14 protein-coding genes are annotated in these 14,202 nt (G+C 43.1%); all 14 read left to right on the forward strand.

What is annotated here, in order from left to right:
* The coding region (locus FYJ65_RS09035; RefSeq protein ID WP_206157389.1) for a hypothetical protein at positions 1 to 246 on the forward strand (246 nt) is incomplete at its 5' end.
* 335 nt (positions 247 to 581) lie between these two features.
* Positions 582 to 1,484, forward strand: coding sequence for a hypothetical protein (locus FYJ65_RS09040; protein WP_154555000.1), 903 nt, complete (start codon positions 582 to 584; stop codon positions 1,482 to 1,484).
* 256 nt (positions 1,485 to 1,740) lie between these two features.
* Positions 1,741 to 2,574 (forward strand): phosphate ABC transporter substrate-binding protein, encoded by an 834-nt coding sequence (locus FYJ65_RS09045; RefSeq protein WP_154555001.1) that lies wholly within the window; start codon positions 1,741 to 1,743, stop codon positions 2,572 to 2,574.
* A gap of 1 nt (position 2,575) precedes the next feature.
* A complete protein-coding gene (pstC, locus tag FYJ65_RS09050) occupies positions 2,576 to 3,442 on the forward strand; it encodes a phosphate ABC transporter permease subunit PstC (RefSeq protein WP_154555002.1) in 867 nt (288 codons plus the stop codon).
* Positions 3,442 to 4,287, forward strand: coding sequence for a phosphate ABC transporter permease PstA (pstA, locus tag FYJ65_RS09055; RefSeq protein ID WP_154555003.1), 846 nt, complete (start codon positions 3,442 to 3,444; stop codon positions 4,285 to 4,287). The genes pstC and pstA overlap by 1 nt, the downstream gene beginning before the upstream one ends.
* 3 nt (positions 4,288 to 4,290) lie before the next feature.
* Positions 4,291 to 5,049, forward strand: a complete 759-nt coding sequence (pstB, locus tag FYJ65_RS09060) for a phosphate ABC transporter ATP-binding protein PstB (protein WP_154555004.1) — start codon at positions 4,291 to 4,293, stop codon at positions 5,047 to 5,049.
* A complete protein-coding gene (gene phoU / locus FYJ65_RS09065) occupies positions 5,049 to 5,699 on the forward strand; it encodes a phosphate signaling complex protein PhoU (RefSeq protein ID WP_154555005.1) in 651 nt (216 codons plus the stop codon). Before pstB ends, phoU begins: the two co-directional genes overlap by 1 nt.
* Before the next feature lie 386 nt (positions 5,700 to 6,085).
* Complete coding sequence (cas3, locus tag FYJ65_RS09070) at positions 6,086 to 8,326, forward strand: CRISPR-associated helicase Cas3' (protein WP_154555006.1); 2,241 nt, start codon at positions 6,086 to 6,088, stop codon at positions 8,324 to 8,326.
* A gap of 13 nt (positions 8,327 to 8,339) precedes the next feature.
* Positions 8,340 to 9,068 (forward strand): type I-C CRISPR-associated protein Cas5c, encoded by a 729-nt coding sequence (cas5c, locus tag FYJ65_RS09075; RefSeq protein ID WP_154555007.1) that lies wholly within the window; start codon positions 8,340 to 8,342, stop codon positions 9,066 to 9,068.
* Positions 9,062 to 10,840 (forward strand): type I-C CRISPR-associated protein Cas8c/Csd1, encoded by a 1,779-nt coding sequence (cas8c, locus tag FYJ65_RS09080; protein ID WP_154555008.1) that lies wholly within the window; start codon positions 9,062 to 9,064, stop codon positions 10,838 to 10,840. Before cas5c ends, cas8c begins: the two co-directional genes overlap by 7 nt.
* Positions 10,841 to 10,855: 15 nt before the next feature.
* Positions 10,856 to 11,713 (forward strand): type I-C CRISPR-associated protein Cas7/Csd2, encoded by an 858-nt coding sequence (gene cas7c, locus FYJ65_RS09085; RefSeq protein ID WP_154555009.1) that lies wholly within the window; start codon positions 10,856 to 10,858, stop codon positions 11,711 to 11,713.
* Between the two features lie 2 nt (positions 11,714 to 11,715).
* Positions 11,716 to 12,372 carry a CRISPR-associated protein Cas4 gene (gene cas4 / locus FYJ65_RS09090; protein WP_154555010.1) on the forward strand — a complete coding sequence of 219 codons (657 nt, stop codon included), beginning with the start codon at positions 11,716 to 11,718 and terminating at the stop codon, positions 12,370 to 12,372.
* Positions 12,338 to 13,411 (forward strand): type I-C CRISPR-associated endonuclease Cas1c, encoded by a 1,074-nt coding sequence (cas1c, locus tag FYJ65_RS09095; protein WP_235898252.1) that lies wholly within the window; start codon positions 12,338 to 12,340, stop codon positions 13,409 to 13,411. The genes cas4 and cas1c overlap by 35 nt, the downstream gene beginning before the upstream one ends.
* A 9-nt stretch (positions 13,412 to 13,420) precedes the next feature.
* Complete coding sequence (gene cas2, locus FYJ65_RS09100; RefSeq protein ID WP_154555012.1) at positions 13,421 to 13,711, forward strand: CRISPR-associated endonuclease Cas2; 291 nt, start codon at positions 13,421 to 13,423, stop codon at positions 13,709 to 13,711.
* The last annotated feature ends 491 nt before the right edge of the window (positions 13,712 to 14,202 follow it).

A 14,202-nucleotide genomic window follows, 5' to 3' on the forward strand; every position in this document is an offset into this window, starting at 1 on the left:
ACTATCCACTTCCATCAAATGAAAAAGACAGCGCAACTGTTTTGCAAAAGTAACTTCTTGTCTGGATTTGCAAATTTAAAATCCAGTGCTGCCATAACAAAAGCAGAACTTACTTTTTCAATTCAGGAATGGAAAAAACGGCGAAATAGCGTGAACGAGTTTTGGAGAAATTCCGTAGAAGGGCCTGTTGAGCGGCAAAAAAAATCTACGGCAAAAAAGAAGTTCACGCTTTTTGAGCGAAAATGACGATTTAGCGTGAAAATAAATCGGAGGGACCGGCTGAAAATTAGAATTCCGGCAGATTTGCAAAAATGGATTCACGCTAAATGAGCTTTTGGGAGAAATTAGCGTGAACTCGCTCAAAAATTCTAGGCACATGGGAGTTGAGTAACGCAAGAGGGACAGACTTATTAGAATATAGGGGAGCGCCAATCAAAATTTTTCAAAAAGCAAAATCTCGATTTTTCTCGAACGAAATATGATGCATGGGCACGGTGCATTTGCGATAATGGAGCTAAGAGGAGGGCTGCAAAAGATTTGCGGCAAATACATCCAACGCAAGTAAGAAAGGAGCGAGGAAAATGGTTCATTGTTCGAAATACGTGAAGGCCGGTCTGGACGAGAATCGGCTGCTGCGGAAACGATACCTTCAGCGGCAGAAGGCGCTGATGAAGTATGACAAAATGACGCTGCGGATATGCATCAAGAACGGGCGAGCATATTACTATGGTAAGAAGAAGGGGAAGGAAGTATATCTGGGCAGTGACGAGAACGAGACGGTGCGCGGCATCCGGGAGCTTCGATTCTGCCGGGCGATGCTGGAGGTGCTGGAGAAGAACATCAAAGCAATGGAGGCCTTCCTGGAAAAGTACAGTTCGCCATCGGCCGCCGCGGTAAAAGCAGCTCTTCCCAAGCATTATCGTCCGACACGTCCGACGGAGTACGCACTGCACCCGGAGAAGAATCCCATCTGGCAGCGCTTCCGGGCGATGCAGGCGCATAAAGCAAAGATCCCGGTTCATTACCCGGAGAATTTGAAAATCTTGACATTTGACGGAACGGCCGTGCGGAGCCGAGTGGAAGCGCTGCTCTACGAGCGGTTCAGCGCGGTGGGTTTCTACGTAATCTATGAGTATCCCATCGAATATGCGCCGGGAAAATTCATCCGTCCGGATTTCCTCCTGATTCATCCGGAAACGGGAGCCATTTTTCTTTGGGAGCATTTGGGGCTTTGGTATCATGAAACCTCCTCCGAGTTCTATCGCAATGAATTTAACGGGAAGACGGATATCTACCGGAATCTGGGGTTCATCCCGGGAGTGAATCTGCTGATGTCGTTCGAGACACCGTTGGGTTTGGATATGGAACGCATCGCCCAGGAAGTGGATCACCTGTACAATTTGGAGGAAACCGCCCAGAGCATTAAAATCGCCGAGCTTCAGCAGGCGCAGTTTGCGGATTTCTCATTGCTAAAAGTAGTGTAGGGGGAGGCCTTAACAGGTCGACCCCTCTCCCAGGCAGCCGGCGGCCTTAGCGTCCTTGAGCCTCCGCCCGCCCGGCCCCCCTCTTGACGGGCCAACCACAGGAACCTCCCCTTTACATTCCCCCCCCCCATCCTTTACGTTCTTTTTACTTTACCTCGATAACAGTCTTTACGAAATCGCCCTATACTTATACCTGTAATCAGAAAACAGACAAGAAAACAATTGAAAAGGGAAAGAAAGTAAAGGAGAGAGAAAGATGAAAAAAAGAAATCTCAAACTGATTGCCCTGGGCCTGACCGGTCTGATGGGCGTGGCTGCCCTCACCGGATGCGGCAGCAGCAAGGAAAAGAGTGCAACGGTCAGCACGAACGGATCCACTTCCATGGAAGAAGTGATGGGTGCGCTTTCGGAACAGTATCAGAAGGATAACGAAGGCGTAAAGGTAACCTACGATCCAACCGGATCCGGCACCGGAATTGAGGAAGCCAAGAACGGCAATACCGACATCGGCCTGGCATCCAGAGCATTGAAGGATGACGAGAAGGACGGACTGGAACAGAAGGTCATCGCACTGGACGGAATCTCCGTAATCGTCAATGCAAAGAACGGTGTAAAGGATCTGACAACTCAGCAGGTAGCAGACATTTTTAGCGGAAAGATCACAGACTGGAGCCAGGTCGGCGGTAAAGCCGGAAAGATTTCCTGCATCGGCAGAGAGTCCGGATCCGGTACGAGAGACGGCTTCGAAGGCGCAACCGGCACCGAAGACAAGTGCAAGCTGGAACAGGAATTGACATCCACCGGTGCGGTAATTTCCGCAGTAGGCAGCAATGAGAAAGCAATCGGATACGCGTCCTTCTCCGCAGTAGAGGGTCAGGACAAGATTCAGGGAATCAAGATCAATGGCGTAACCTGCACCGAAGACACCATCAAAGATGGAAGCTACAAGCTGCAGCGTCCGTTCTGCTTCATCACCAAGAAAGACGGAAAGCTTTCCGAAGAAGCACAGAAGTTCTACGATTTCGCAACATCGAAAGATGCGGCAGATCTGATTCGTAACGCCGGTGCCGTTCCAGTAAGCGAATCGTAAGATGAAGAAGAAAAAAGATTTAATGGAAAACGCACTGCACGGACTGTTCCTGTTCTGTGGTTTTGTCAGTGTCGCCTTCGTTCTGCTGATCAGCGTGTACCTGATTATTTCCGGAATTCCGGCCATTCACAAAATCGGGCCGATCAAATTCCTGTTCGGTACCACCTGGAAATCCGGTCAGAATCAGTTCGGCATCCTGCCTTTCATCCTGACCAGCGTCTACGGCACGGCGGGAGCGGTAATCCTTGGAATACCGATTGGTGTTTTTACCGCCATGTTCCTGGCGAAAGCCGCACCCCCAAGAATCGCAGCGGTGATTCAGGGAGCTGTAGAGCTTCTGGCAGGAATTCCGTCCGTCGTATATGGCCTGGTGGGCATGACCGTATTGGTGCCGGGCGTGCAGAAGGCATTTCACCTGTCCTCCGGCGCCACATTGTTCTCCGCCATCGTGGTCCTGACGATTATGATTTTGCCGTACATCATCAGCGTGTCGGCCACCGCACTGCGGGCCGTGCCGAGAGAGTATGAAGAAGCCTCGCTGGCTTTGGGGGCCAACTACACGGAGACCTGGTTCCGCATATCCCTGCGGGCCGCAAAGAGCGGCGTGGCGGCAGCGGTCATTCAGGGCGTGGGCAGAGCGCTGGGCGAGGCCATGGCGATTATCATGGTTGCCGGAAACGTGGCGAACATGCCGGGGCTGTTCCAATCCGTTCGGTTCCTGACCACCGCCATCGTTTCGGAAATGTCCTACGCGTCCTATGGATCGCTGCAGAGACAGGCCCTGTTCTCCATCGGACTGGTGCTGTTCCTGTTCATCATGATGATTAACTGGATTTTGCACAGAGTGATCCGGAAGGAGGCGCAATAATGAGTACGCACAGAAAAAATATGAACAGACTGTTGAGAGGGCTGATGGGGCTGTGTTCCGGCATCACCTGCCTGGTGCTCCTGATGATCATCGGCTACATCCTGTACCGAGGCGTCCCGAGCCTGACCTGGAACCTCCTGTCTACGGAGCCCAACAACCTTACCGGAAACATCGGAATTCTGCCCAATATTCTGAATACGCTGTATATCATTTTCGTGGCGATGATTATCGTCCTGCCTTTGGGCGTGGGTGCCGCCATCTACTTGACGGAATATTCCACCAGCCGGAAGCTGACCAACCTGATCAGCTTCGCCGCGGAGATTCTGACGGGAATCCCGTCCATTCTGTTTGGACTGGTGGGCATGCTGATTTTCATTCAGATTGGCGGCCTGAAGCAAGGTATTCTGGCCGGCGCGCTGACCCTGGTGCTGATGGTGCTGCCAACCATTATCAGCAATACGAGGGAGAGTTTGCTGACGGTTCCCCGGAGCTACCGGGAAGGGGCCCTGGCGCTGGGCAGCGGAAAATGGCATATGATTCGAACCGTGGTGCTTCCAAGCGCGTTGGACGGCATCATCACCGGATGCATCCTGTCGGTGGGCCGGATCACCTCGGAATCGGCGGCACTTCTTTTTACCGCGGGCTTCGGACTGAAGATGATCGGTTTCGTGCAGGCTTTGCAGTCGTCCTCCGCAACGCTGACGGTAGCCCTTTACATCTACGCCAGTGAGCGAGGCGCCTACGACATCGCGTTTGCCATCGCCATTGTGCTGATGGCGCTGACTTTGGCACTGAACCTGATTGCCTCCAAGACCGCGAAGAAAATACAGGAGAAAAGAGGCTAGAATATGAACGAACCAATTATCAAAGTCCGGGACCTGGACCTGTGGTACGGCGAGCACCAAGCTCTCCGGAAAATCAGCATGGACATTCCGGAAAGATCCATCACGGCGCTGATCGGCCCATCCGGATGCGGCAAATCCACGTTCCTGCGGAACATCAACCGGATGAACGACCTGATTCCGGCTTGCCGGGTGGAAGGAACCCTGGAGTACCGAGGTAAAAATATTTTGGGGAACGACGTGGACGTGACCGACCTGCGCCGGAAGGTTGGAATGGTATTCCAGAAACCGAATCCGTTCCCGATGAGCATTTACGACAACATCGCCTACGGCCCGCGCATCGGCGGCATCCGCAATAAGACCGAGCTGGATGAAATCGTAGAGCGGTCCCTGAAGGCGGCGGCCATCTGGGAAGAGACCAAGGACCGGCTGAAAAAGTCGGCGCTGGGCATGTCCGGCGGCCAGCAACAGAGACTGTGCATCGCCCGGGCCCTGGCCGTAGAGCCGGATGTACTGCTGATGGACGAACCCACCAGTGCGCTGGACCCGATTTCCACGGGCAAAATCGAAGATCTGGCAGAGGAACTGAAGAAAGAGTACACCATCGTCATGGTCACCCACAACATGCAGCAGGCTGTTCGTATCTCGGACCGCACCGCCTTCTTCCTGCTGGGAGACCTGGTGGAGTACGGAGAGACGAATCAGATTTTCTCCGACCCGAGAGATAAGCGCACAGAAGATTACATTACAGGGAGGTTCGGTTAATGAGAGATACATTCCAAGGAGAATTGAGAGAATTAGACAATCAGACTTGCCTGATGGGCGGTATGTGCGAAGACATCATCGACCGGGCGGTCCGTTGTTTCCTCACCAACGATCAGAAGCTGGCACAGAAGGTGGTAAAGCTGCAGGATACAATTTCCCAGAAGGAGCGTGAAATCGAAATCATGTGCATCCAGCTGATCATGAAGCAGCAGCCGGTGGCGTCGGACCTGAGAATCATTTCTGCCACTCTCAAAATGGTGACCGACCTGCACCGCATCGGGGATCAGTCCCTGGACATCGCCGAGATCGTCCTCACCGGTCAGCTCACTCAGGCCATCCGCACCCAGGATTTCCGGAAAATGGGAGAAGCGGTGGTCTACATGGTCAAATCCAGCGTAGAGGCCTTTCAGGCCCGGAGCCTGGAGCACGCGAAAGAGGTCATTGCCTACGACGACGTAGTGGACGAGTATTTTGAAAAAATAAAATTCAATCTCCTCGAACGCATCCGGGGCCGCATCGATGACAGCGACCGAGATGTTCTGGACATGCTGATGATCGCCAAATACCTGGAGCGCATCGGCGACCACGCCGCCAATGTGGGCAACTGGGTGGCCTTCTCCGTGAACGGCGAACTTCTGCCGGATAATTAAAGAGATGGTGGCGGCCGGCGTGGGAGCGATTCTCGTGTTATCGGTATTCGCTGCCGTAATTTACTTCATAGCAAGAATTAAGTATCTGAAGGGAAAAAGAAGAGAATAACACATAAAACTACACCTCCAAGGTTGGATATGAACCCGACCTTGGAGGTGTGTTTTTAAACCGTGTAAGAGCAACCACAAGCATGTGAAATTTAATCTTACACAACTTGAATTTAGAAATACATTCAACGGATGGCGTAATAATTAACTCTAAAAAACGGTCAATCAATATATAATGGCAAAATATTTTGCCAGTTCGAAGCACGTTCAACAAAACTGAATGCTTATACTAAAGCAATATGGTAAGATAAAGGTACGTATAGAAAGAGGAGCCGGCGATGGAATATATAGCGCATATTAATGAAATAACAGGAAAACTTCAGAGCGTAGAAGAACATAATGAAAATGTTGCAGAATTGAGCAGTTCATTCTCAATTCCTGAACTTTCAGAATTGTGTTATGCAATAGGTAAAATGCATGATATCGGCAAGTTTTGCGATAAGTTCCAGAAAAAAATTCGAGGAGAACAGGTTAATGTCGATCACTCTACGGCAGGTGCGGTTGTAATGGAGGAGATTTGTGATTCTTTTGTAGGAGTAATCGCACAATTGTGCATCGCAGGACATCACACCGGAATTCCGGATACAGGTTTAGTCTTTGATGAATATAGAGACGATATCTCTTCTACTCTTTATTCTCGTATAAAAAGGAAGAGGCAAAGATGCACAATTGATAGTGAAGAAAACTATGACGCATATAGGAATGTGATGACTTTGCCGAATATAGAGGCGGAATCAATTATTGATTATATTTTGAGAGATTGTAATAACCCCAAGGATGATTTAATCAATAAAATTGCTTTTATCACTAGATATTGTTTTTCTTGCCTTGTTGATGCGGATTCTATAGATACGGGGTTATTTTGTGGAACAAGAAATGAAAATCAATTAAAATCAGACTTTAAAAAGTGCTTAGAAAAAGTTAATAAGCATTTGAATAGTTTTATATGTAAAACGGAACTTCAAAAGGCACGAAAGCGGTTACAAGAACAGGCTTTTTCGAAGATTGATAAAGATGCAGAAGTGTATCTTTTGAATATGCCAACCGGAAGTGGAAAAACTCTATGTAGCATAAAATTCGCATTAGAAAGGGCAATCAAAAAAGAAAAGAAACGCATAATATATGTTATTCCGTACAATAATATTATTGATCAAACAGTAACGGAATTTGAGAGAATATTTGGCAACGATGTTGAAATCTTAAGACATCAGTCATCATATTCTTATGAAGATGATAATAATATTGATGAGGACTATCGGATTGCACTGAAAAACGGAATAGAGAATTGGGATGTGAATTCGATTATTGTAACAACAGCAGTGCAATTCTTTGAATCGATGTATTCAAACAAGCGAGGAAAACTCCGAAAGATGCACAATATCTCGGATTCAATACTAATATTTGATGAAGCTCATTTAATGCCGATGGAATATTTACAGCCTTGTTTGCAAGCAGTGTCGTATGCTACCAAATATTTGAATAGCGAAGCGTTGTTCTTAACTGCAACAATGCCGGATTTTCAAAGATTATTGAACGTGTATACCGGAACTAAAGACTCGCAAATTGTTAATTTGATTGATGAAACAAAAGAATTTCGGAGGTTTAACAAGTGCCGATTCTATAACTTGAACGATATATCTTCGGAAAAATTGATGAATTATATTAATCAGACGGCATCGGTACTGGTGGTAACGAATAGCAAAAAAGCAGCTAGACATCTTTATGATATGGCAACAGGAAAAAAGTACTATTTGTCTACATATTTAACCGGAGTTGATCGAAAAAGAATTATTACCGAAATCAAAGCGGTACTGAAAAAACTAGAAGAAGATTTTCCGGCGCTCGAAAATATTCCGGAAGAAAGAAAAATTAAAGTATTCTCTACCAGTTTAATAGAGGCCGGAGTTGATTTGGATTTTCAAAATGTATTTCGTGAATCAACGGGCCTTGACAGTATTTTACAGAGTGGAGGCCGGTGCAATAGAGAAGGGAAGAGAGAACATGCGGTTACGTATATATTTTCCCTTTCAGATGAGGAAGCCCAAACACGTGAAACAGAAGCAAGCAATCTTGCGAAAGGAATGTTTGATAAGTATGAGAATATACAGGATGTGGAGTGTATAAAAGAATATTATAATCGACTGTATGGAATGAATTTAGATAAGCTTGTGGGGAAAACCATGAGTCATTATTGCGAAGAACGGAATCTGACTTATAAGAATATCCCATTTAAAAGTTATGCAGAAGATTTCAACATGATTGATAATAAGACGGAGTCAATAGTAGTTCCGCAGGATGAAAATAGTCGGAAGACTATCGAGAGTATAAAGTATAATGAATTTGTTAGCAGTAGAAGTTTGCAAAAATATACTTGCACTGTAAGCAAATCAGAGTTTGAAGAATTAATTAGGCAGCACGTTGTTGATGATTATGGACGTGGAATATGGTGTCTCACGAATGAAAATTATTATAGCAACAAAACCGGTATTAGTTTAGAACTGACAGATTATTTCTTGTAGAAAGGAGTGCAGAATGAGTCGTGGATTTAAAATTCTTGTGGAGGGAGATTATGCCTGCTTTACTAGAAATGAATTTAAAGCAGAACGGGTTAGCTATGATGTTCCAACGCCGGGAGCATTGGAAGGAATGCTAAAGAGCATTTATTGGAAACCTGCTATTCGATATGTAATCGATGAAATTATAGTGTTTAATCCAATTGATTTTATGAATGTTCGTCGGAATGAAGTAAAAGAAAAAATTCCTTTCAAACGCATAAAGGGGAAGATGAATGGCAACGCAAATGAACTTGAAATATATACGTCTGAATGCAGGACTCAGAGAGCAGCCATGATTCTGAAAAATGTAAAGTACGGAATTTCATTCCACTTTGAACTGACAAATCTAAAAAATGAAAACGAAGTTGATGGAGAGAAGAAGCATTACAATATTATTAAACGACGCCTAGAGAAAGGACAGTTCTTTAGACAGCCATGTTTTGGTTGCAGTGAATTTCCAGTTAAAAGAATTGAGCTTGTAGATGAGTTTGATATGAATATGATAAGCAATGAAATAATTGAAGCAGGAGATGTGGATTTGGGATTCATGTGTTATCGGGTGAACTTTAAAGATCGTGGAATCCCAATTAACGGTGATTGGGAAAATCCAAAATTTTCAGATTCCGCAACAACGGTATACTATCATCCGCACATGATAGATGGTGTAATAGATGTGAAGAGATACAAGGAGGAGTTGCGATGCTGATTAAAGCGTTATGTGATTACTATGATGTATTGTCGAAAAAAGAGCTTGTCCTTCCGGAGGGTTATTCAGAAGTGCCAATTAGGTACAAGATTGCGCTTACCGAGGATGGCACTATAGATGAGATTATATCTTGTGAAGAAGAAAAAAGGGAGAAAACTAAAAGTGGGAAAGAGAAGATTACGATGACACCCAAAAAACTTCTTTTCCCAAAGCGAACTGACAAATCAGCGATAGAGAGTAACTATATTGAGCATCGTCCATTATATATTTTTGGATTAAATTTGGAAAAAGGAAAACTAACACCTGACGATAAAAGTCAAAAGGCAAAGAAGTCTCACGATGTATTTGTAAAAAAGAACTTGGAATTTATAGAAGGATTGGATTCTCCAATAGTCAATGCTTACAGAAACTTTCTTTTAAAGTGGAAACCTGAAGATGAAGTTTTAAATACGCATGTGTTGACTCTAGGGACGAAATATAGTTCCTCAGGTTTTGCATTTTGCCTTACTGGAAGTCCGGACGTGTTGTTACAAGATGATTTAGCCGTGTGTAGAAAATGGGAAGAATTTTATTCAAAGAATCAAAATGTTCCGGGTGAATTTGAAGCACAGTGTGCAATTACGGGAGAAAAAACCAGTATTGCAAGAATTCACGGAAAGATTAAAGGACTTGCAGATGGTGCAACCACGGGGAATGTTTTGATAGGGTTTAATAATCCTTCTGATACATCTTACGGAAACAAGCAATCATACAATAGTAATATTTCTGAAAAGGCGATGAAGAAATACACGGAAGCGTTAAATTTTCTTTTAAAAAATAGTGCTCACAAGATTATATTGGATGATATTACCGTCTGTTTCTGGGCGATGGATGGGGGCGATAATCATGAGGAAACATTAAAAGAACTTCTAATGAAGTCATCGAAAGAAAAATCGGCAGAAGAAATAGATGCTTTATTAAAGTCTATATTACAGCGAGGAGCTCAAACGAAGATTACATCAGAAGAATTAGAAAAAGTAGACGAAGAATTGGATGCTAATATTGATTTTTATATTGTAGGATTAAAACCTAATTCATCGAGAATTTCCGTTAAATTTATTTATCGTAAGAAATTTGGGGCATTGTTGATAAATGTTGCGAAATTTCAGGAAGAACTTCAAATTTCAAACGAAATAAATGTGATCTCGCTGAAGAACATTAACGATGCATGCAAATCGCCAAAGAGTTCAACAGAAAAAGTGAATCCAAGTTTGTTTGCAAGTGTTTTCGAATCAGCTTTATATAATAAGCCATATCCACAATCGATATTAGCGACTATAGTGCGACGAGCCAAAACAGATAAAGAGATAGACAAAGTTAAAGCAGGTGTTATAAAAGCATATTTGATGCGAAATGAAAAGGAGGAAATGACAGTGGCATTAAATAGGGGTAATCAGGATCAAGCATATTTATGCGGGAGACTATTTGCAGTATTGGAAAGAATACAAGAACAAGCAGCCGGAGGGAAACTAAACAGTACGATTAAAGATCGATATTTTGCTTCTGCAACATCGAAACCGGCAAGTGTATTTCCTACATTGATTAAATTGGAACAACATCATTTAAAAAAGCTCCCAGAGGGAAGTCAAGTTTTTTACTCAAAAATAGTAAGTGAAATCATGGATGGTTTAGAAAATGAATTCCCTACATTATTAAGTTTAACAAACCAAGGGAAATTCATAGTTGGATATTATCAACAAACGCAAGCTTTTTATACAAAGAAAGAAAACTAGAAAGGAAGGCATGTTATGGCTATTGAGAACAGATACGATTTTGTGATGATTTTTGATGTTGAAAACGGTAATCCAAACGGAGATCCCGATGCAGGAAATTCACCTCGTGTTGATGCGGAAACCGGCTATGGATATGTTACTGATGTATGTTTAAAGAGAAAAATTCGGAATTATGTAGAACTCCTTAAAGAAGGAGAGCCTGGATACAATATTCTGATTAAACCAGACCGATCATTAAATTCGAAATTTACAGAAGCTTATGTTACAGAAGGACTAGAGACAGGCAAAAAAGGTGCCAAAAAAGATGATGTAATAAAAGCGAGAGATTATATGTGTAAAAACTATTTTGATGTTAGAACATTTGGAGCGGTAATGTCAACGGGAGAGGATCCATGTGGAATTGTTCGGGGTCCTGTTCAATTGACTTTTGCCCGAAGCGTATCACCTGTTTTTGTGGAGGATATAGCTATTACACGACAGGCTCGTACAACAGAGGATCGTCAGGAAACCGGGGAAACTGAGATTGGAAGAAAAAGCTTTATTCCATATGGACTCTATCGTGCAGAGGGATATATTTCCGCAGCATTGGCACAGAAAGTAACACAATTATCAGAAGAAGATGTAGAACTTCTATGGAATGCTATTATTAATATGTTTGAAATTGATCATAGTGCAGCAAGAGGTAAAATGTGCATGAGAAAGCTGTATATCTTTAAGCATGATTGTGTACTAGGCAATGCACCTTCGCACTTACTTTTCGACAAAATTAGCGTTAAGCAGAAAAATGAAGGACCGGCTCGTTCGTTTAACGATTACGACATTATTGTTGATGAAGAGATGCCGGACGGAGTAGAGTTAATCTCAAAATTGTAGACATGACGTTGCAATTAACTGAAGAACGAGAAATCTCTATCCGATCAATTCAGCATTTTCTGTATTGTCCGCATAGATGGGGACTGATTGAAATTGACCGAGCTTGGGAAGAAAATTTCTTTGTCACGAAAGCGAATCAGGTTCATAATCGCGTTCATGATTCAAAGCAAAGATATACTTCTAAAAATCGAAAGATTTACACATCCGTCCCCGTATACAATGATCTAGCGGAGTATAATTTATATGGTGTTACAGATTGTATAGAGAAAATAGGAGAGGACTATTGCATTGTAGAATACAAGCCAACTAAACCGAAGGAGCGAACGTACAATTTCGATGATTTGATGCAAGTATTTGCACAGAAAATATGCGTGGACTATGTTTTTTCATGTGACTGCATTGCTGAAATTTATTATGCAGATGTTAAGAGACGATTCCCATTGCCTCTTAAGGAAAACCATTTGGAATATGACAAATTGCTGAAAGAAACGCTGAATAAGATGCGAGAATACTTGATAAAAGGTGAGATTCCGGAAATCCAAAAGAATCAAAAGTGTAACGGGTGCTCAATGAAAGATCTTTGCATGCCACAACTTAAGAAAATGCCTAAAGTGCGAAATCAGATTGAAACGATTAATAGGAAATCCGAAGAAGAATGACGAGAGGAAAATCATCATGCGCAGACTTTTAAATACGATTTATATTACGGATGAAGAAATGTACCTCGCGTTAGATGGAGAGAATATTGTATGCAAATTAGAGAATGAAATCAAATTACGTGTTCCATTCGACAATATTGAAGGAATTGTATGCATGAATTATGTAGGTTGTTCACCTGCGTTAATGGGGAAATGTGTTTCAAAGATGATTCCCATAAATTTCATTTCTCCGCAAGGAAGGTTTCTCGCAAAAGTATGTGGTGAAACAAAGGGAAATGTTTTTCTTCGAGTCCAACAGCTTGATTGTTTTCGAGAGAATGGGTTAACACTAACTCAAAATACAATGGCAGCCAAATTCAGCAACACACGGCAACTTATTAAAAGAACGCTTCACGATAATCCAGAACTTCGAGAAGACAACGAAATCGCTAAAATACTGGATGTTCTTTACGATGGAATTGAAAAAGTCTATGATACTGAGCAAATTGAATCTGTTGTCGGAATAGAAGGAAATTGTGCACAAAGTTATTTTTCCATATTTAATAAATTGATAACGAATAAAGATGTGCCGTTTACCTTCAATTATCGTAATAAGCGTCCGCCGCTGGATCCGGTAAATGCACTATTGTCGTTTGTTTACACTTTGGAAACAACAGAGTATGGCGCTGCGTTGGAAACTGTTGGTTTAGATAGTTATATTGGATTTTGTCATACCTTGAGAAGTGGCAGAAAATCATTAGCTTGCGATCTAGTTGAAGAAGCACGCTGTATCGTGGAACGATTCTGTCTTAGCCTTTTAAATCTAAAGATTGTTGGGGAAGAGGATTTTGAAAAGCAAATATCCGGAGCTGTATATTTGAATGAAGATGGCCGAAAGAAAGTACTTGCAAAATGGCAAGAAAAAAAGCGGACAGATATACAGCATCCGTATTTGAAACAGAAAATCCCCTTTGGGTTATTACCTTATATACAAAGCAATTTACTTGCAAAATATGTTCGCGGAGATATCGAAGCATATCCTCCATACTTACAAAAGTAGGTGATCCTAATGATGGTACTGATAAGTTACGATGTGTGTACGATGGATTCAGAAGGGAAAAAAAGACTGCGTAAAGTAGCAAAAGAATGTCAAAATCATGCACAAAGAGTGCAGAATTCAGTGTTTGAAGCAGACTTAGACTACTCGTCTTTTTTGAAACTAAAGGAAAAGCTGACAACACTGATTAATCCTAAAACGGATAGCTTAAGATTTTATTACTTAGGGAATAACTGGAAGCGAAGAGTAGAACACATTGGAGCAAAAGAAACTTATGATCCGGAAGGAGTCATAATACTGTGAAAACATGGTAAGGCGAAGGTGAAATGATTCAAAAAATGCAGGGAGGTTCGCCTTAAAAAGTAGCTTATCTTCCGTATATTCGTCAAAATGGTGCAGAAAAAAAGATAAAAATGTCCGCCTTGTGCAAGATATAGGCTGCGATTGCAATATTATCACATAATGTTGCGGTCGCGCCTCACACGAGGCGCGTGAGTAGAAATTCTTTTATCCGGAGTAACTATCTCATGTACTACGTCGCGCCTCACACGAGGCGCGTGAGTAGAAATTTTATATTCGTTGGATTCAATAGTAGCCACTCTGTCGCGCCTCACACGAGGCGCGTGAGTAGAAATTTTTATTTCAAATCATTCTTAACCCGATAGGGTGAATATTCCTGTGCGGTGAAACCGCCATTCCGGGACGCCGGGTACCGGCGTTCCAGAGATGGGGTACCGCAAATAGTATAGATGTTATTCGCTATCGCTCTGCTTAAGACCATAGACTTCTCTCAT

The sequence above is a fragment of the Mogibacterium kristiansenii genome (assembly GCF_009695905.1).
Lineage (GTDB): Bacteria > Bacillota > Clostridia > Peptostreptococcales > Anaerovoracaceae > Mogibacterium_A > Mogibacterium_A kristiansenii.